This window comes from Mycoplasmopsis maculosa (assembly GCF_900660665.1).
GTDB lineage: Bacteria > Bacillota_I > Bacilli_A > Mycoplasmatales > Metamycoplasmataceae > Mycoplasmopsis > Mycoplasmopsis maculosa.
Genome location: NZ_LR215037.1, coordinates 282,041 through 302,855, shown reverse-complemented (window position 1 = coordinate 302,855; position 20,815 = coordinate 282,041). Strand labels below are relative to the sequence as shown.

The window sequence follows — 20,815 nt, the reverse complement described above, 5'->3', positions numbered from 1 at the left end:
TTAAAGTATACAAACTTAAATAAATGGGAGTGATATGCCTTACAAAAAACCACAAATTACAAACGAAATTGTTCGTCATGTAGGAGATATTTCTGTTACAGTTGGCGGATATAAAAGAGAATTAAATTTAATTTCTTGAAATAATTCAAGTCCAAAATATGATATTCGTGATTGAAGCGAAGATCATTCGCGTTCAAGTAAAGGGATTACTTTAAGTTTAGAAGAACTTATTTCTTTAAAAGAACTTATTGAAGAAGAACTTAAAAGAAACGAAAAATAATATAAAATAAGTGAAAAATAACATTTTTTCACTATTTTTTTTTATTTTCAAAAAATAGTTTTAGTAAAATAATATTATATTTTAATTTATAGGAGTAAATATGCTGGGTTTTTTAGAAAATAGAATTCAAAAATCAATTCAAAAAATGGCTTCTAAAACAGTTGTTAATGAAGAAGATATCTTAGCGGTTACAAGAGATATAAAAATGGCTTTATTAGAAGCTGACGTTAATTTAAAAGTTGTTAAAGAATTTATATCAAATGTAAAAGCAAAAGCATTGGAAGCTAAATTAGTAGGGACATTAAATGCTTCTCAAACTATGCTAAAAATTGTTCATGCTGAATTAGTTACAATTTTAGGTTCAGAAGTAAAAGAAATAAAAATTGACAAAAAACCTTTTATTATAATGATGGCTGGATTGCAAGGTAGTGGTAAAACCACAGCTTGTGCTAAACTAGCTTATTATTTAAGAAAAAAAGGTTATGTAAAAAATCCTTTATTAGTTGCTGCTGATATTTATAGACCTGCCGCTGTTCAACAATTAGTTACTTTAGCAAAAAGCATACAAGTAGATTTTTTTGAAAAAGGAATTAATGAAACTGCTCAAAATATAGTTGATGAAGCTTTAATGGTGGCTGAAGAAAATGAAAATGATTTAATTATTATTGATACTGCAGGTAGATTAAGTATTGATGAAGCATTAATGGATGAATTAGCTGATTTAAAACAAATTGCTCATCCAAATGAAATTTTTATTGTTGTTGATGCTTTGAGTGGTCAAGATATTATTAATGTTGCTGAGACATTTAATAATAAATTAAATTTAACTGGTTCTATAATAACAAAACTTGATTCTGATGCTAGAGGTGGTGCAGCATTGAGTTTAACTAAAGTATTAAATATACCTATAAGATTTATTGGTACAGGTGAAAAAATAAGTAATTTAGATTTATTTTATCCAGAAAGAATGGCTGATAGAATTTTAGGAATGGGTGATGTAATGAGCTTGATTGAAAAAGCTGAAGAAGTTATTGATCCTGAAATGGCTAATAATATGGTTGCTAAAATTTTAAGAGGTAATTTTACATTAGATGATTTAATGCAAAATTTAGCTCAAATTAAAAAACTAGGAAAAATGAGCAAATTACTTAAAATGATTCCAGGCTTAAGTAAAAAAATTGATGAAGAAAAAATAAATGAAGCCGAAGAAAAATTATTTACTTACGAAATACTAATTAATTCAATGACAAAACGCGAAAGAAAAAATCCAAAACTTCTTAAACAAGCTAGTAGAAAAGCCCGTATTTTAAAAGGTTCTGGTAGAACTCCTCACGAATATAATAGATTAATTAACGATTTTGAAGCAATGACAAAAAGAATGTCAGAATTATCAAATAAAATAGGTAAAGGCGATTTAAGCGATTTAACTAAATTAGGGATGAATGGAGGCAATTTTTAATGACTAAATTTTTCCAATCTTCTTTTTTTGCTCAGGAATTATTCAAAAATATACCTGGAACACTATCATTTAAAGATAGTTGATATTCTTTAGTATTTTATTGAGTGTTTTTTATTTTCATATTCATTTCTTCTTTTTTAATTTATTTATATAGAGTTCCGATTAGATTAAATTATAAGAGAAGCAAAAAAATAATAGGTATGTCAAAAAAAACTTTTTGAATGCTTGTTGGATGAATAATTATGTTTTTTATAATATTAAGAAGCATAATGATAATTTTTATAGAAAAATATGGCGTAATAGACTATAAAATAGATGATTTAGACGGAACTGTAAAATCAAAATTATGAGAAATAATACCTTTACATTTTTGTAGAATAATGTTATTGTTTATTTCTATTTCTTTAATAATAAATAAAATAAAATTCGTTAAATTTTATGCTTATTTAGCAGTTTGAGCTGCTATTGTTGCAGTAGCTATACCAGGAATTTATAGACATTCTGGATTTGATAATTGATGATATTGAGATTATTTATTTGCTCATGGATTCATAATATTATTTACAGTTTTATTATGAAATGTTTCTGGTGTAAGATTTTCTTTCAAGGATACACTTTATACATTTGCAGTTTCATTAGCAATAGGTCTTGTAATGTTTGCAATAAATTATGCATCTTATAAAATAGCTTTTGCTAAATTCCCTAATGATCCTAATGAAAGATTAAAATATATTTCAAATTATTGATATTTAGGCTTAGATGATTACAATGAATTTGCATGAATTTTTGGTCCTTTATCAAAATGACCTATTCACATAGTTACTTGAACCATATTAGGATATACGTTAATAATATTAAGTATAATAATTAGCTCATTTATGAGCAAATTTAAAGTTGTTAGAACAAAAGAAGGCAATTTTAAATTAATTTCTGTAAAATCTAAATATTGAAAATTTTATAAAGCATCATTTAGATTAAAAAAAGTAAGTAAAACAAATAATTAAAATATTTTTAAAAAGATTTTTTTTGGTATACTTATTTCATAATTATTAAATTAATTAAATAGCGCATTAAGAGTTGTGGAGCCTAGCGGCTTTGATACATGCCAACCTGCTTTTAGTAAGGTGGATAGCAAGGGATTTATATCTAGCATGCATTTTGTAATAAAAAACTCCTTAACTTTTTTAGCGCTAAGTTAAAGGAGTTTTTTTATGTTTAAAAAATTATTTACAAGTGAATCAGTAGGTCAAGGTCACCCAGATAAAATTTGTGATCAGATAAGTGATGCTATTTTAGATGAATACTTAAAACAAGATCCATACTCAAGAACAGCTATTGAGACAATGGCTTCTGGCAATAAAATTTATATAACTGGTGAAATTAGTTCAAATGCAAAAAATATAGATATCAAAAAAATAGCTTATGACACAATAACAAATATTGATTCCGATTATATTAATGCAAATTTAGAATTTTTTATTGATTTACATGCTCAAAGTAATGATATAGCTCAAGGTGTTTTATTAAATGAAGAAGAAATAGGAGCAGGTGACCAAGGTATTATGTTCGGTTATGCAACAAATGAAACTGAAGAATATATGCCTCTTGCTATAACCTTAGCGCATAAAATTGTTAAATTAGCAAATGATCTTAGAAATAAAAAGATTTTTAAATGAGCTAAGAGTGATATGAAAAGCCAAGTAACACTTGATTACTCACATCCTAATAAAACAACTGTTGATACTGTACTTTTTTCATGTCAACACGAAGAAAATTATAATGAAGAAGAGTTTAAATTATTTATTAAAGAAATGATAATTAAGCCTGTTTTAAAGGAATATAAGTTAGATTTACCTGATAAAATTTTAATAAATCCTACTGGAAGATTTGTAATAGGTGGAATAGTGGGAGATACAGGTTTAACAGGAAGAAAAATTATAGTAGATACTTATGGTGGATCAGCTCACCATGGTGGTGGAGCCTTTAGTGGAAAAGATGCTACAAAAGTTGACAGATCAGCGGCTTATGCAGCGAGATGAATTGCAAAAAACGTAGTAGCAGCAAATTTGGCTGATAAAGTTGAAATTCAACTTTCTTATGCAATAGGTGTAGCAAAACCTATTAGTATTCTTGTTGAAACTTTTAATACTGAAAAAGTAAAAAAAGAAGAAATTGCTAAATGTATATCTGAATTATTTGATTTAAGACCAAGAGCTATAATTCATGAATTAGATTTAAGAAAACCTATTTATTCTAAAACAGCTTACTTTGGGCATTTTGGAAGAAATGACTTAGAAGTACCATGAGAAAAATTAAATATGGTTGACTCTATTAAAAAATATTTTAATTTTTAGAATATATGATAAAATAAAAAACATAAATATTTATTAATTTTTTATATAAAAAATGTGAGGAAAAATATGCGTAAAATTGTTAGAGCTAAAAACAAAGAACGTGCAGCTAAAAGAACACATAAATTACAATTAGAACAAGCACGTGCTGAAAGAAGAGCTGCAAGAGCTGCTGAAGCTAAATAATATATATTATTCAAACATCTTTCTTTTGTTATTGAAAGGTGTTTTTTTATTTAAAAAAGCAATAAACATTGTTTATTGCTCAATTATTGTTATATAGCATTCGCTTAATTTTTGATTTGCTAAGGAATATAATATATAGTGAATATTTCAACCTTTATCAAAATTTTCAACATTTATTAACTCACTAATAAGTTTGTAAGTCATTCCTGTACCTAAATCTATTTCAGATTCTTCATTTTTCTTATTTTTTACTGTTATTATTGAAGTTTTTTCTCTAAAAATATTTACATTATTTTCATTTAATTCAATACGATTTATTGGACCATTGCCAAATTCTTTGTAAGTATAAACTTTATATAATATTCCATCATATTCATAATTTTCAGAATTTGCATCTGTTATATATTCAGTAACAATATCATCAGTATCATCCATTTTTACAACAGATTTGAACGCTATTTTCATAATTCTAATCTTTCAAATACAGTTTTTTTACCAAATAAATAAATTGCTTTAGCTAATTCTGGTCCATGTTCAACAAATGTTGAAGCTAATCTTATAGGCATAAATAAATTTTTACCTTTTTTACCGGTTTCCACCATGGTTTGATTTATACATTCTTGTATATTTTCAATTGTAAAATCAACTTCTTTTAATTTTTTAAAAAATACAATAGCTACATTTTTATCTTCATTTGACAATTCTGGTTTATTTGAACTAATTTCTTTATATTGTTTTAATTCATTTTCTATTTCACTAATTATTGTTGCACTTTGTTTAAAAGTTTCTACAAATAGGTTATTTCATTCGTTTTCTTCTAAGTTTAATTTACTTAAAATAGTTACATTATCTAAATTTTTAATATATTGCTTACTAAATCATTGCATTTTTTTGATATCAAATTTTGAAGGACTTTTACTTAATCTTTCTGGATCAAATTTTTCAATAATTTCTTCTTTTGACATTAATTCTTTGCTATCTGCGCTTGTTCATCCAAGTAGTGCTAAAAAGTTGAATAACCCTTCTGGACTGTATCCTTCGTTTTTATAATCTTCAATAAATTGTTTTAATGAAGTATCTCTTTTAGATAATTTTTTACCTTCCATATTGGTAATAACAGTTAAATGACCAAATTCGGGATGATTCCAATTTAATGCTTTATATATTGCTAATTGTTTAGGAGTATTTGTTATATGTTCTTCGCCTCTTAAAACATGACTTATTTGCATATCATAATCATCAACTACAACTGCAAAATTATAAGTTGGAAAACCATCAGATTTTTGAATTACTCAATCACCAATATCATTAGAATTAAAACTTATATGTCCTCTAACAAGGTCATTTCATTCAAATGTTGTATCTAAAGGCATTGAAAGTCTAATTGAATAAGCTCCATTTTTATCTCTTTTTTGTTTTTCCTCGTCAGAAATCTTTAATCAATTTCTATCATATTTGAAAGAAGGTATACCTTTCGCTTCACTTTCAGCATGTTGTTTTTCTAATTCTTCACTTGTATCGTATGCCTTATATGCAAAGCCTTTTTCAACTAATTCTAAAGCAATTTTTTTATATCTTTCAAGCTTTTCACTTTGTCTATAATTTCCACATATTGGATTAGGTTTAAAAGGACTTTCATCTGGAATTATTCCTAATCAAGCTAAATTTTCTAATTGGCTTCTTTCTCCATCTTCAACATTTCTTTTTACATCTGTATCTTCTAACCTAAAAATAAAATCTCCATTAAAATGTTTTGCAAATAAGTAAGAAAATAATGCTGTTCTAGCTCCACCAATATGTAAATATCCTGTTGGACTTGGTGCATATCTTGTTCTAATTTTTTTCATATAAAACCTCATTTTATATTTTGAATATTATTAATAATAATATTATATTTTAAATTATTTTTTTTATTTATTTTTGTTATCAAAAAAAGAAAAAAATTAATTTTATAAAAAAATTTTTTCAGTAATTTAAAGTGCAGTTTTTTGTTATAATTATTAACATAATATTAATATATATATTAATATAATTATTAAAAATGAGTGAGGTTATTATGACAATAGACAACAAAGATGATTTAAAAATAGAAGATAAAGAAAAAGAAAATGTTTTTGATGAGTACGAAGTAGAAGATACTAGTGACAAAATGTTTGTTGCTTTTAAAAAAGAAAAAATTGTTGAAGATGATGATGCTGAAGACATTCCTCAAAATAAACCGGAATATAGGGTACAATCACAAATTTTAATTGAAGCAAAAGATGGAATAAACCCTATTCAAATTTCTACTGAAATGAAGAATTCATTTTTGGAATATGCTATGAGTGTTATTGTAGCTCGTGCATTACCTGACGCAAGAGATGGATTAAAACCGGTGCACAGACGTATTCTTTTTGATATGAATGAATTAAAAATTGATTCATCAAGTCAACACCGTAAAAGTGCAAGAATAGTTGGTGACGTTTTAGGTAAATATCACCCACACGGTGATTCATCTGTTTATGAAGCTATGGTTCGTATGGCTCAAGATTTTTCAATGCGTTATCCTTTAGTTGACGGTCATGGTAACTTTGGTTCTATTGACGGCGATGAAGCAGCTGCTATGCGTTATACAGAAGCTAGATTAAGCAAATTAGCTTCTGAAATGTTAGATGGTATAAATAAAGAAACTGTTAATTTTGTAGATAACTATGACGCTAGTGAATTAGAACCTACTGTTTTACCTGCTCGTTTTCCTAACTTACTTGTTACAGGTGCTTCTGGTATAGCTGTTGGTATGGCAACAAGTATTCCACCTCATAATTTAGGCGAAGCAATCGATGCAACAATTGCTTATGCAAGAAATAACGAAATTACAATTGATGAATTAATGGAATACATTCCTGGCCCTGATTTTCCAACAGGTGCTATGATAATAGGCACAAAAGGTATAAGAGATGCTTATCATACTGGTAAAGGATCAATTCCTGTTAGATCAATAGCTGATATTAAAACAAATGTTAACGGTAAAAGCCAAATAATAATTACTGAAATTCCATATGAAACAAAGAAAAATTATTTAATTGAAAGAATTTCTGATCTTGTAAAAGATAAAGCAATTTCAGGTATTAGTGATATTCGTGATGAGTCAAACCGTGAAGGTATTAGAATTGTAATAGACATTAAAAAAGGTGAATACCCAGAAATAATTTTAAATAAACTTTATAGACATACGCCATTACAAAGTAATTACAATGTTAATTTTGTTGCATTAGTAAATGGTGAACCAAAATTAATCAATTTAAAACAAGCTATTAAAGTTTATTTAGAACATCAAGAAGATGTTGTAACTAGAAGATTAAAATTTGATCTTAAAAAAGCTCAAGACAGATTGCATATTGTTGAAGGTTTAATTATAGCTGTTGATAACATCGATGAAGTTATAGCTATTATTAAAAAATCTAAATCTGATGCTGATGCACAAGCTAATTTAATGGCTAGATTTAATTTATCTGAGATTCAAACTAAATATATTATTGATATGCGTTTAGGTCGTTTAACTTCTTCTTCTATTGCTAAATTAGTTGAAGAAAAAGAAACACTATTAATTGAAATAGAAAAAATCACTGCTATTTTAAATAATCATGATTTATTAATTGATTTAATTGTTGAAGAATTAACAATTATTAAAGAAAAATTCAATGACAAAAGAAGAACAAGAATAAACAATACTATAGCTACATCAATAGATGATGAAGATCTTATTCCTCAAAGAGATATTGTTATTACAACAAGTACAAATGGTTATGTAAAAAGAATGGATCTTGAAGAATATAAAACTCAAAGAAGAGGTGGTGTTGGTATTTCAACAATGAAGACATACCAAGATGATGATATATCTTCAATTCTAACAACAACAACACATACAGATTTACTTTTATTTTCAAATATTGGAAAAGTATATAGAATAAGAGCTCATCAAATTCCTGAACAATCAAGACAATCAAAAGGAACTTCATTTATAAATATAGTGCCATCTTTAAATGTTGAGGAAGGCGAAAGAATAGTTTCAATGTTAAGCATTGATTCTTATGATAAAGATAAATACTTGTTTACAGCTACTAAAAAAGGAATTATTAAAAAAACCTCACTTGATAATTATGAAAGAATTAACCAAAATGGTAAATATGCCTTTAAATTAATTGAAAATGATGAATTAATAAGAGCGCAAATAATTACTGATGAAAATATCATTTTATTAGCAAATGATGAGCAAAGAGTAGTTAAATTTTTATCAAATAATTTTAGACCAATTTCAAGAACAGCAACAGGTGTTAGAGGTATAAAATTAGAAGAAAACCAAAGTTGTATTTCTTCTTCATCAGATGCAGAAGGTGAATTAATATTAACTATTGGTAAAAACGGATTTGGTAAATTAACACATCATAGTCAATTTAGACTTGTTAAACGTGGGGCAAAAGGAACAATCGGTATAAATAATAAACTTGCTGGAAATCTTGTTTTTGCTCGTTTTGTAAATCCAGAAGATGAGATAATAATTATTTCAAGCTCTGGTTTAACAATAAGAACATTTATTAATCAAATATCATTAACTTCAAGAAATGCTAAAGGTGTTAAGCTTATAAACTTAAAAAACAATGAAGTTATTCAAGCTGTAGAAATTGTTAAAATGGATGCTAAAACAGCTTCAGAAGAAGAATTAGTTAAAAATAAAGAAATGATAGAAAAAATTAAAAATGAAACTATGAATCAAGAATATGAAAATGATTTAGATGACATAGATGATGAAGATTTAACAGATTCAGAAGAATAATATTAATTTAAGGTAATTATGCGTCAAGCAAATAATAACAATAATAAAAATACATTATTTTGATGTAATAATTCATTAGTTTTAAAAGCTTATGGCAAGAATGCCATAAGTGATTTTTCTTTATCGTTATTAATAGATTTGTTTCAAAAGCACATATTTATAGGCAATAATAAAAAAATATTAGTTTCATACCAAGGAAATATTAAAAATTATAAATTAGTAGAAAAAATTAATTATTGTATTGCTAAACATGAACATTTTGTATACAATTATGGCAAAAAAAGTTCATTTGATATAAGTTTAGATGATGTTGCGCTTAGACATAATAATTTAGATTATGTTGTTAAAATTTATGGTTATAAAAAAAATGTTTACAAGATAAGAGTTTATGATAAATCAAATATGTTCTTGAACAATGATGTTTTTAGAAAAATATACGAACAATATAATAAATTCGATAGTAAAGATTATACTGGTGAAATAATATCAAATAGCTATTTAACAAAAAAAATAAATGTAGAAGAATTAATAAGTATTCAATGTTCACATGAAGAATTATTAAAAGATTTTACTTATATTAAATCTAGGTATAAAAGTAAATCGTTAATGTTTAGTCAAAATGATTTTACAAAAAAAACATTAAGTAAACTTTTTAATAATTACGAATCTGATGTTGATGTTTTAAATAAACCTACTTTATCGGAAAATGATTTATTTTTAAAAACAATTTTTGATAAATCTATATTTCAAAGAAAAAAAATTCAAAGTATCTTTAAAATAAATGATTTTTCAAACATTGAAACATATCTTTACGTTGATAAAAAATACAAATATTTTAATGAAAATCAATTAATGCTTTTATACTTAGATTTTTTAATTAATGAATTAAAAAGAAGCGGCATAAACACAAAGGAATTGTTTGTTATATTGCCATATAATGCATCATTTCAAATCGTTGAATTATTGAAATTTTATGATGTAAAGTATCATTACTATAATCAAAAAAATATAAATAATTTTTTAAATAATGAAAATTGTTTATTAACTTATGCAAATAATAAATTTAATACTAATCCTCGTTTTTCAAAAGTTTTTAATATTTATTATTTTTTAATAAGTTTAATTTGAATGTTAAATAGTTTTAGAAATCGTAATAATTTACTAAGTTTTAAATGAAAAGAATTGTATGAAAATCATGGGTTGGTTTTATATAAACATAAGGAATATAAATTTGATAACTCTAAAATAAAAAGCTTTATTGATATAGTTTCAAGAAATTTTAATGTTACAAAAGCTTATTTTAAGAATTTAAAAATATATAAATCATTTATGGATGATAAATATACATTGTTTAAATTTACAAGTGATAAAAAACATCAAATAATTGTTTTTTATGATTATATTACCGAAAAACTTATATTTGATTATCAATTTTGTTTAGAAAGTAATAAAACTTCTGTATCATGATATTTGGATTATTTACAAATGTTTTTTAAATTTAAAAAATGAATGCGTCAAGCTATAAAATCTAATGTTTCAAATTTAGAAAATTCTATAGATATGTCAAAAACTATTGAATATAAATAAAAACCGTATGAGACTTTAAAAAAATCTTATACGGTTTTTTGTTATTGTTTATTAAGCTCACCTATAACATCTGTTACATCTTGAACTTTTCCTATTAAAGTCAATAAATCGTCTTTATATAACATAGTTAAACCATTCGGTAAAATATTTTGTGTTCCTCTTTTTACTAAAACAACACTAACTCCAAATTTATTAAAATTAACATCTTTTATTGCCTTTGAATCATATTGTGGATTGTTTAAAAGTGTAGTTCCCATAACGAAGTCGTCTCCAACTTCAATTAAGTTTTTACTAAACTTTATAAAGTTTTGATTTGCAGCAATTAATGCTGTTCTTGTTCCAGCCTCTAACTCAGGTTGAATAATAACATTAACACCAATTTGATTTAAAACACGTGCATGTCTTTCAGTTTTCGCTCTAGCAATTATATTTTTTACCTTTAATTCTAATAAAGCAGCAACAATTTCTATATTATCAGCAACAGCAACAACAACTGTATCAATTTCATGAATATTTAAAGCTTTTAAACTTTTCATATTTGCAGCATCAGCAACAACAACTTTTTGTGCAATATCTGCATATTCTTTTAGTATTTCTTCTCCTTTATCAATAAGTAATAAAGAAGTATTCATTTTTGAAAGTTGATCAATAACAGCAGAACCAAAACGTCCAGCTCCTATAACACATATATCTTGAGTTTTTTTAAACATAAAATTTCTCCTATGTATTTAATAATATTAATTATATTATTAATATAAAAATTAAATAATAAATATTTTCTATACATAAAAAAATAAAATATTAATTTTACAAAAAATACTATTTAATAGACTTTTTAGTAAAAAATATTTATAAAAATAAAATATTAAAATAAAAATAAAAGTTTTTTTCTTTGAAAATTGATTATTTTTAATAAAATTAAAAAGCATATAAACAGCAGTTATTCATGATTTTAATAAATAAGGTTTCTATTGAGTTGATAGTAGGTAAGCTGAAAACCAAAATCATTAAAATATTATTTTTAAATTAGAGAATAACCCTTTAAATGTTTTATGCATTTTGAAAGGAAAAATAAAATGAGATACTTAGGTCCAGTTTTTAAAAAAGCTCGTCGTTATGGAATTTCAATTCTTGAAACAGGTAAAGAATTTGAAAAAGGAAGAAAACGTACATACGCACCAGGTCAACACGGAAACAAACGTGTAAAATTATCAGATTATGGTTTACACTTATACGAAAAACAAAAAATTAAATTTATATATGGTTTAAGTGAAAAACAAATGCACAAAGCATTCTTACGTGCATCAAAAATGAAAGGTGTTGCAGGTACAAACTTATTACAATTATTAGAAAGCAGATTAGATAATTTAGTTTATCGTGCAGGTTTTGCAGCAACAAGAAGACAAGCTCGTCAATTAGTTAGTCACGCTCACTTTTTATTAAATGGTAAAAAAGTTAATATTCCATCAATTATTGTTAAACCAGGAGATGTTATTACATTAAAAGAAGCATCTCGTAAAAATGTTCAAATTACAGCTTCATTAGAAGCTAAACCAGCAGCAGCTTGATTATCAGTTAAAGACTTTGCTGCAACATTCAACAGATTACCAGATAGATCAGAATTAAATCAAGAAGTTAAAGAAAACTTTGTAATTGAGTTCTATTCAAAATAGTAAGAATTAAAGGAAGAAAAAAAGTATGAAAAAAGATTTACACCCAGATTATCAAATTGTTGAAGCAACATGCTCAACTTGTGGTACAAAATTCAAATTTGGTTCTACTAAAAAAACAATTTCTGTTGATGTTTGTTCAGGATGTCACGTTGTTTATACAGGTGACAAGGCAAAAACAAAAGCTACTGGTATGATTGATAAATTTAACCAAAGACTTGCAAAAGCAAATAAAAAATAATATTAAAATCCCTTTTTGGGATTTTTTTAGCACTCTTTTTGTAAAAAAATAAAAATAGAATATATTTTTTTACAAAAAGTACTATAAATAAGAAAATAAATAATTTTTATTTTTTAGCACTCTCTATATTAAATTGATAAAAAATGTTATAATAAATAATATGAAAAATAAAAATGAAGTTTTAACAGAAGATTTAAAATTTGTTTTAAAGAATATTGTTGAAATATATATTGAAACAGGGTATCCTGTTAGCAGCTTAGAGTTGACTAAAAGAAATTTAATTGATTTTTCAAGTGCAAAAGCTAGATATTTATTAAACGAGTTAGAAAATTTAGGATATTTAGAAAAAACTCACACGTCAAGTGGAAGAATACCTTCTACAAAAGGTTATGAGTATTATGCTAAAAATTTAGCTATTGATGAAAATGAATCAATAAAAGAAAGAATAAAAGATATTTTCGCTAAAAGAAGAATGAATATAGATCAAACTATAAATGAAGTAGCCAAAATAATTACTGATTCTGTTGGTGCTACTTTAGTTATAACAGAAAGTAATGAAGGCACATTATTAAAACACTTACAATTAGTACCTTTAAATGATCAAGATGCTACAATTATTTTAGTTAATTCGGATGGAGAAGTATCTTCAAGAACAATTAATTTAGACACTAGTAAAGTATCTATGAATGATTTAAAAATTGCTATTAGAATTTTTAAGGAAAGATTAATTGATGTTCCTCTTGTTAAATTAGGTGAAATGGCAGTAGCGCTAAAACCAATTTTAAGTTTAAAAATTAAAAATTATGAAGATTTATTAGAAGATTTTATTAATGGAATTTTTATATTTAAATTTGTAAACAAAAATAATATACACGGAAAAAGCAATATTATTTTAGCTGATGAAATCTCTAGAGAGGATTTAAATAAAATTCTCTATACCATTGAAAATAAATCAATTTGGGAAACAATTGAAGCAGAAACGGAAGAAGATGAAAATATAAAAATAGCAATTAGAGATGATCATAGTTCATATATTTCAACTAAAATTTCATCAAGCAAAATTAAAGAAATTTCATTAGTTGGTTCAAATAGAATGGATTATTCAAAAGCATTAAAAGCTTTAGAAGCATTTAATGAAGTATTTAAAAATAATAAGGATTAAAAATGAAATTAGATTTAGAAAAAAATATATTATCAAAAGGTGACAAAATAATAATTGATGTAAATGTCTATAATAAAGACATTTTAGTTAAAAAACTTTCAACTAAAAATTATTCTTTGATTCTAGGAGGAAAATTTTATTTACCTTTTCTTTCAAAAATGCTTGTTGGTAAAACTTTAAATAAAAAAATTATTTTTAATTATTTAGTAGAAGAAGACAACAAATCATTAAAAGAATTCGTTAATGAAGAATTAAAAGTTGAGGTTAAAATTAATGATTATGTAGAAAGTAAATATGTTAAATCAAAGAATTCAAATATTCAATTAAAAGAACATATTAGTTCTTTAGAAAAAATTATTAAAGAAAAAGATTTTGAACTATCTAAAAAATTGGTTTCTATACCAGAAGATAAAAAGAAAGAAATTGAAAGATATTCATTACAAAAGTTTTTTGAAGAGTTTTCTAAATATTATTCAGTATTTAAATTTACAACTGAAAAATTAGTTTTAAAAGCTCAAGAAGAGGAAGATTCTAATAGATTGAAATTACTTTCTAATTACAAAGCTACAATTTGACAATTTGATGAATTATTTAAAAATTTTGGACTAGAAGAAATAAGACCTATTTTTGGAGAACAATTTGATCCTAATACTCAAAAGGTTATGGATCAGTTTATTGATGATGAATTAGAATCTAATACAATAATTAATGTTTTATCAATAGGATATAAACTATATGATAGAGTTATAAAAGTTGCTAATGTTGTTACAAGTTTAAAGTCAACAGATGTTCAAGCTAAAAAAATATTAGAAGAAAAGGGTCCTGAAAATTCTTATTTAAAAAAATAAAATAAAAATTTTGATTTTTAAGAAATTACATTAAAATAATTACATGTTTAAAAAATCAGTAAAAGAAGCATGAAGCGTTGTTAAACGTGGAAATATGTTTATGCTTGCTATCGGGCTTTTATTAGGACAGTCATTTAATGCTGTTGTTAGTTCATTAGCAAAATTAATTTTTAGCTTTATCCCTGGAATTGATAAAATTGGTGAGGGTACTTTATTCTTAGAATTTGTTTCAGCTTTAGTTTCATTCTTAGTTGTTGCTACATTTATTTTCTTAATGTTAATTATTGTATTCTTAATTAAAAATGCTATTATATCAGCAAGACTTAAGAAACATCCACCAGTTGCAACAATTGCAGCTCCTTCAGTTGAAGAAAATATTTTAGCTGAATTAAAAGAAATGAATAAAAGATTGGCTGAACACCACCAAAAATAAAAAGGATTTTATTTTTAAAAAAGGAGTAAATAATTGGGAAACCAATTATTTTTTATTATTTTAAAGAAACAAAAGCTGTATTTGTCTAATTTTTTGTTTTTTTAGATTAAATTTGCTATATTTTATAACTATTTTTTTGAAAGGAGGAATATGAATAAAACTAATTTATTTAAAAAAATAAATGAAAATGAATTAGCAAACATTAGTGGTGGTTCAGCAGTGGCTATAATTAGCACAATAGTTCCCTTGGCTTTATCAGCAATATCAGCCATAGCATCTGTTGTTAAGATGTTCCAAACAAATAGTGGAGAAATAAAAAATAAAGATAATTCAATTAAGTGAAATGAAGAAAAAACATTAATAAATGAAAAAAATATGAAAAATACAGAAGTAAAATATATACAACCTGTTTATGTTGCTTATTAAAAAATACCATGCTGAACGCATGGTATTTAATTATTTTGAAGATTTAACTTCAACTTTTCTTTCTGGGTATACTGAGGCATATGTTCTATTTCTTCTTTTTTCAAATTTTACATATCCTGTAATAAGCGCATATAGAGTGTCATCGTTACCACGTCCACAATTTGTACCAGGAAAAATTTTTGTTCCTCTTTGTCTAAAAATAATTGATCCTGCTGTACAAAATTGTCCGTCACCTAATTTAATACCTAATCTTTGACCACGGCTGTCACGTCCATTACGTGTACTACCACCGGCTTTCGTGTGTGCCATATTCTAATTATCCTTTAATAGAAGTAATTTTAACACGTGTATAAGGTTGACGGTGACCAAGTTTACGTTTGTGTGTAGACTTAGCGTTGTGACGGTAAACGATAATTTTTTTAGCTCTACCTTGTTTTTGGATTTCTCCAGTAACTTTTGCGCTTTTTACAAAAGGAGCACCAATTTTATCACCAACTAAAAGAACTTTGTCGAAAACAACTTCTGTTCCAACTTCTCCTTCAATTTTTTCGATAAAAATTGTTTCACCTTCTTTAACTAAAATTTGTTTGCCTCCAGTTTCGATAATTGCTAACATAGCAATACCTCCTCTGTAATGTGGCTCATCTTTGAGGTGATTCTTTTTGAATACTTAAACCTTGTTAGAATGGTTACAATAAGTAACATTAATATTATAATATTAAGACATCAAAAATGAAGCAAATTAATTAAAATTTTTATTATTAAAAAATAACTAAAAAAATTGATTTATAGTAGTAAAAAAATATAAAAAAAGAGCAAAAAACTCTTTTATAATAATTCTTTATATTTTTTTATGTATATGAATTTTACCAACATAACTAGTAAAATGTATAGAATAACTAATGAACCTAATAAAATATAAAAATATGGATTTAAAATAGATAATTTTAATGCAGTGTTTAATATTGGAATATAAGGGCTTGTTGTAACAATTACGATTCCTAAAATTGAAAAAAGTAATAATAATCAGCCAGGTTTTGATTTTACAAATGGAAGTTTTTCTGTTCTAATGAAATGGATTATTATACTTTGAGTTCACATTGAAATTATAAACCATGCAGTTTGAAATAATGATTGTCATTCAGGTCCATTTACTTCTATATTAGGATAAAGTAAAGGTAAAAATACAAATTGTAATATTACAAATGAAAGTAAATCAATCAGCGTACTTGCAGGTCCAAATCATAGCATAAATTTAATTATGCTTTTCGTTTCTCAAGTCTTAGGTTTTCTTAAAAATTCCTTATCAACATTATCTCAAGGAATAGCACCACATGATATATCATAAATTAAATTCATGAATAATATTTGAGCTGCTACTAATGGAACAAATGGCAACATCATTGATGCAATTAAAATACTTATAATATTTCCAAAATTACTACTTACTGTCATTTTTATATATTTATTCATATTTGCATAAGTTTTTCTACCCTCTATTATTCCTGTGTTTAATACATTTAAATCTTTTTCAAGAAGAATAATATTTGCGCTTTCTTTTGCAATATCAACAGCAGTATCAACTGATATAGAAACATCAGCTGCTTTCATAGCAGGCGCATCATTTATACCATCACCCATGTATCCTACAACATGTCCATTTATTCTCAAAGCATTTATTATTCTAGCTTTTTGATCAGGGCTTAATTTAGCAAAAATGTTATATTTTTCTACTTCTGCTCTTAAAGTTTCATCATCCATATTCATTACGTCTTTACCTAATACAATATGGTCTGAAGGTATTCCAACTTTTGCACAAATAGCTTTTGTTACTCTTGCATTATCACCTGTAAGTATTTTTACGTCAACTCCATTTTCATAGAGGTTTTCAATAGCAGAAGCTGTTGATTCTTTTGGCGGATCTAAAAATGCTAAATAGCCTATTAAAGTCATATCATTTTCATCTCTTACACTAAACTCACCTACATTAGAAGGGTCGTTTTTTCTAGCAACACCAATAACACGCATTCCTTGATCATTTAGTTCATCTACTTGTTTCATTACTTTTTTAGACATTTTTTCGTCTAAATTAATAATTTCACCATTATATTCTATTCTATTACAAATGGATAATATTTCTTCCATTGCTCCTTTTGTTATCATTAATAACGAATCTTCTTTTTTTCTTTTTACAAGAACACTCATTCTTTTACGAACAAAATCAAAAGGTATTTCATCAACTTTAACATAATTAGAAGATAAATTGTCTAATTCTTCATGTAATTCACTTAATTCTTCTGTTTTTTCAATAATTGATAAATCAAGTAAATTTTTTAAACCAGTTTGATAATAACTATTTAAAAAGCCATGTTTTAAAACATTTATATCATCTTCACCAGAAATGTTTAGATGTCTTTCTAAAACAACTTGGTCTAAAGTCAATGTTCCAGTTTTATCTGTACAAAAAACATCCATTGCACCAAAATTTTGTATTGAATTTAAGCTCTTAACAATTGTTTTTCTTTTAGACATTGAAACAGCACCTTTAGCAAGAGTACTAGTTACAATAACAGGAAGCATTTCTGGCGTAAGTCCAACAGCAACTGAGATTGCAAACATAAATGCTTCTAATCATTTATTAGCATCTCTATTAGAATCAGATAAATAACCTCTTAATCCTGAAATTATGAAAACAATAGGCACTACAACAAGCATTATTTTTAATAAAAGTCATGAAATTGACGCTATACCTTTTTCAAAACTTGTTTTAACTGGTTTAGCATTAATTTTTTGTGCCACTTGTCCTAAATAAGTTCTATCTCCTGTTACTATAACCATTGCTTTAGCTGAACCTGAAATAACATTAGATCCCATAAAAGCTAAATTATGTCTATCAGTAACATTTTCATAATTTTTTCCATCTATTAAGTTAGCAAATTTTTCTATCGATTCACTTTCACCTGTCAAAGAGGATTGAGAAACAAATAAGTCTTTTGCATTTAAAATTTTAACATCAGCAGGTATTATATCTCCAGCAGCTAATATTATTATGTCCCCAACAACAACTTTGTCCAATGGAATTTCGTATCTAATTCCATTTCTTTCAACTTTTGTTGTAGTTTGGATCATATTGACTAGTTTTTCAGCTGAACTACTACTTCTTGTATCTTCAACAATGTGTAAAATACCACTTATTAAAATCATACAAAGTATAATAATCATAGTTGCTGGTTCTGCTCCAGTATTTTGATCTTTATCATAAATAGGCAAAATAATATCTGTAATCATAGAAATTATTGCTAAAACAAATAAAATTATTGAAAAAGGATTTAAAAAAGCATCTACAAATCTTTTTAAAACGGTATTTTTACTTTTTTTACTTAAAATATTTACACCATATTTTTCTTTGTTGTTTTCAATTATTTCTTCTGTTTCTAAACCTTGACTTGATGAATTATAAATTTCAAAAAGTTCTTTATTTGACATTTTAGAAGCAACTATTAATTGATTTTTAGCATTTTCATTTTCTTGATTATTTAATATTTTTTTATTTAAAGCCATATTGCCTCCTTTCTAATAAATATATAATTTATAAATAAATTATATTAGAAATATAAAAAATAAAGCACTAATAGCACTCTATTTTTAAAAAATTATTAAATATTAATTAGTATCATTTGAATTTAAAATAATATCAACACTTATTGGATTATGATCTGAAATAGATCTAATAGCAGCTCATTGAGATGAATAAGACTTACCAGTAGTTCTTTTAGCTCATTCTACGAATTGACTTAAATTAGAAATATTTAAATGTTTTAATGTTCCGTCTGTAGTAACTCTGTCCAAAGCGTAAACCTTAGGGTTTGTAACAATTAAATTTGTTTTAGCAAATAATTTATCATATGGATTTGCATATCCGTTTTTAGTATTTAATGAACTGAAAAATTCTTTTCTTTCATCAAAAATTGTTTTATATCCATTTATATTAAGATTTTCAAAAGCTTTGTCTGAATTTTTAAATTTTATGTTTGTGTCACCCATAAAGAATAAATCATCATTTTGCCCATCTTTTTTATCAAATCAGTTCATTACATTATGTAAATTAGCAGCTTCATTTGATTCTTGTGCACCTTGAGCATATTTTAATAATTTAGATTTTTCCTCATCCTTGGCAGCACCAGGACTATCTAAGTGTGAAACTACAAAGGTGAAATCATTCTTAATTTTTGTTTTTGTTTTAAATTTAACACCAAATGGAGGTCTACTATATCCTCTGTATTTTTCTTTACTTCCTTCATAATTTACTCAACCTGTATCGTCATATGCTAATCATTGTTCATTTGAATTCTTAAATCCAGAAATTTCTAATAAATTACTTTTATATATAAATGCTGCATATTCAGCAGAATTTTTATTACTATTTGTTAGTTTTCTATCTGATTGAACAACTTTTCAATTTGCATTTTTTTGCTTTTTGTTTAATCAATTTGCTATTGCAGGTGCAGCTGATTCATCATCTAATTCCATTAAACCAACAACATCATAGCCTTGTTTATCAATTATGCTAGAAAGAGTTTCAACTTTAAAATCATTTTTCAAGGTTCCATCACCAAAGTTTAAAACATTTCAAGAAGCTAATCTAATTCTTTCAGCATTAGATGAAACACTTTCTGAAATATCATTAGTTTCATTATTAGATCTTGAAGGTTTATTAGGTTTGTCTGGTTTAGGTTTTTCTGAATTACTGTTTTCTAATTCATTATTTGAAGAAGCTTTTTTATTTATTTTAAATCCTTCAAATAGAAAATCTTTTTCATAATTATCTTCATCTATTGTATATATTACTTTTACAATAATTGATCCATTTTTGTCGTTATAAATAACTTTTTTGCTTCTATGAATTCCATTTAATTTCAAATCAGCATTTGTTACATCTTTTATTTTTATTCTAAAGTTTTTTTCATCGATGCTTGAAGGCAATAATGCTTTTTTATTATCTATTATTTTTTTTGATAAGCTAACTGTAGTATTAGGTATAATGGTATTTCTTATTCATTCATCTATTGTAATACCTTCGATTTCTTCATTGTTTTCTTCATGTCTATCATTAATATCATCTATTTTTATTATTGATGGTGTTGAGTGATTTCCAACATTTTCATTAGATTTAGAGCTTGAAGTATTACCCTCATTAACTTTGCTTTTTGGTTTTTCTTCATTATTTGTGCATGATGCACTTAAAAAAATAGGTAAAGATAATACTCCTGTTAATATTGAAGTTTTTTTTAATAAGTGTAAAATATTTTTATTTTTTTTCATATCTATTTAATTATATTAAATTGAGTTGTAATAGATA

General features: G+C 25.3%; 19 protein-coding genes. 12 read left to right on the top strand and 7 right to left on the bottom strand.

The annotated features are described in order from the left end of the window. The first annotated feature begins 34 nt into the window (after positions 1-34). The 4 genes from EXC47_RS01235 to metK all read left to right on the top strand — a co-directional run bounded on the left by EXC47_RS01235 (position 35) and on the right by metK (position 4,093). Positions 35-280: a YdbC family protein gene (locus EXC47_RS01235; RefSeq protein WP_129646372.1), complete on the top strand. Its 246-nt coding sequence runs from the start codon at positions 35-37 to the stop codon at positions 278-280. Positions 281-380: 100 nt separating this feature from the next. Beyond that, positions 381-1,739: a signal recognition particle protein gene (ffh, locus tag EXC47_RS01230; protein ID WP_129646370.1), complete on the top strand. Its 1,359-nt coding sequence runs from the start codon at positions 381-383 to the stop codon at positions 1,737-1,739. Further along, positions 1,739-2,743, top strand: a complete 1,005-nt coding sequence (locus EXC47_RS01225) for a TMEM164 family acyltransferase (protein ID WP_129646368.1) — start codon at positions 1,739-1,741, stop codon at positions 2,741-2,743. The genes ffh and EXC47_RS01225 overlap by 1 nt, the downstream gene beginning before the upstream one ends. A gap of 207 nt (positions 2,744-2,950) precedes the next feature. Continuing rightward, positions 2,951-4,093 carry a methionine adenosyltransferase gene (metK, locus tag EXC47_RS01220; RefSeq protein ID WP_129646366.1) on the top strand — a complete coding sequence of 381 codons (1,143 nt, stop codon included), beginning with the start codon at positions 2,951-2,953 and terminating at the stop codon, positions 4,091-4,093. A gap of 255 nt (positions 4,094-4,348) precedes the next feature. On the opposite strand, the gene EXC47_RS01215 is transcribed toward metK, so the two are convergent. Both EXC47_RS01215 and gltX read right to left on the bottom strand, forming a co-directional pair. Then, positions 4,349-4,741: a hypothetical protein gene (locus tag EXC47_RS01215; protein ID WP_129646364.1), complete on the bottom strand. Its 393-nt coding sequence runs from the start codon at positions 4,739-4,741 to the stop codon at positions 4,349-4,351. Then, positions 4,732-6,123 carry a glutamate--tRNA ligase gene (gene gltX / locus EXC47_RS01210; protein ID WP_129646362.1) on the bottom strand — a complete coding sequence of 464 codons (1,392 nt, stop codon included), beginning with the start codon at positions 6,121-6,123 and terminating at the stop codon, positions 4,732-4,734. The genes EXC47_RS01215 and gltX overlap by 10 nt, the downstream gene beginning before the upstream one ends. Positions 6,124-6,332: 209 nt before the next feature. Between gltX and gyrA the strand changes: the two genes are divergently transcribed. Beyond that, positions 6,333-9,089, top strand: a complete 2,757-nt coding sequence (gyrA, locus tag EXC47_RS01205; protein ID WP_129646360.1) for a DNA gyrase subunit A — start codon at positions 6,333-6,335, stop codon at positions 9,087-9,089. Between the two features lie 18 nt (positions 9,090-9,107). Continuing rightward, positions 9,108-10,676 (top strand): MAG5620 family putative phospho-sugar mutase, encoded by a 1,569-nt coding sequence (locus tag EXC47_RS01200; RefSeq protein WP_129646358.1) that lies wholly within the window; start codon positions 9,108-9,110, stop codon positions 10,674-10,676. Between the two features lie 41 nt (positions 10,677-10,717). On the opposite strand, the gene EXC47_RS01195 is transcribed toward EXC47_RS01200, so the two are convergent. Continuing rightward, the gene (locus EXC47_RS01195) at positions 10,718-11,386 is read right to left on the bottom strand and encodes a potassium channel family protein (RefSeq protein WP_129646356.1); all 669 of its coding nucleotides are present in this window, start codon (positions 11,384-11,386) and stop codon (positions 10,718-10,720) included. Positions 11,387-11,752: 366 nt separating this feature from the next. Here EXC47_RS01195 and rpsD point away from each other — a divergent pair, with 366 nt between their 5' ends. The 6 genes from rpsD (at position 11,753) to EXC47_RS01165 (ending at position 15,456) form a co-directional block, all read left to right on the top strand. Beyond that, a complete protein-coding gene (rpsD, locus tag EXC47_RS01190) occupies positions 11,753-12,349 on the top strand; it encodes a 30S ribosomal protein S4 (protein ID WP_129646354.1) in 597 nt (198 codons plus the stop codon). Between the two features lie 25 nt (positions 12,350-12,374). Beyond that, positions 12,375-12,587, top strand: a complete 213-nt coding sequence (gene rpmE / locus EXC47_RS01185; protein ID WP_129646352.1) for a 50S ribosomal protein L31 — start codon at positions 12,375-12,377, stop codon at positions 12,585-12,587. 160 nt (positions 12,588-12,747) lie between these two features. After that, entirely contained in the window at positions 12,748-13,749 is a 1,002-nt protein-coding gene (gene hrcA / locus EXC47_RS01180) for a heat-inducible transcriptional repressor HrcA (protein ID WP_129646349.1), read from the top strand. A gap of 2 nt (positions 13,750-13,751) precedes the next feature. Next, on the top strand, positions 13,752-14,597 hold the full coding sequence (gene grpE / locus EXC47_RS01175; RefSeq protein ID WP_129646347.1) for a nucleotide exchange factor GrpE: 846 nt from the start codon (positions 13,752-13,754) through the stop codon (positions 14,595-14,597). Positions 14,598-14,640: 43 nt separating this feature from the next. Next, on the top strand, positions 14,641-15,030 hold the full coding sequence (locus EXC47_RS01170) for an MscL family protein (RefSeq protein ID WP_129646345.1): 390 nt from the start codon (positions 14,641-14,643) through the stop codon (positions 15,028-15,030). 150 nt (positions 15,031-15,180) lie between these two features. After that, positions 15,181-15,456, top strand: a complete 276-nt coding sequence (locus tag EXC47_RS01165; protein ID WP_129646343.1) for a bacteriocin — start codon at positions 15,181-15,183, stop codon at positions 15,454-15,456. 30 nt (positions 15,457-15,486) lie between these two features. On the opposite strand, the gene rpmA is transcribed toward EXC47_RS01165, so the two are convergent. The 4 genes from rpmA to EXC47_RS01145 form a co-directional block, all read right to left on the bottom strand. Continuing rightward, positions 15,487-15,765, bottom strand: coding sequence for a 50S ribosomal protein L27 (rpmA, locus tag EXC47_RS01160; protein WP_129646341.1), 279 nt, complete (start codon positions 15,763-15,765; stop codon positions 15,487-15,489). Positions 15,766-15,772: 7 nt separating this feature from the next. Further along, entirely contained in the window at positions 15,773-16,072 is a 300-nt protein-coding gene (gene rplU, locus EXC47_RS01155) for a 50S ribosomal protein L21 (protein ID WP_129646339.1), read from the bottom strand. Positions 16,073-16,284: 212 nt separating this feature from the next. Further along, positions 16,285-19,017, bottom strand: a complete 2,733-nt coding sequence (gene mgtA, locus EXC47_RS01150; RefSeq protein ID WP_129646337.1) for a magnesium-translocating P-type ATPase — start codon at positions 19,015-19,017, stop codon at positions 16,285-16,287. Positions 19,018-19,119: 102 nt separating this feature from the next. Then, positions 19,120-20,778, bottom strand: coding sequence for an MnuA family membrane nuclease (locus EXC47_RS01145; protein WP_129646335.1), 1,659 nt, complete (start codon positions 20,776-20,778; stop codon positions 19,120-19,122). Positions 20,779-20,815 lie beyond the last annotated feature (37 nt).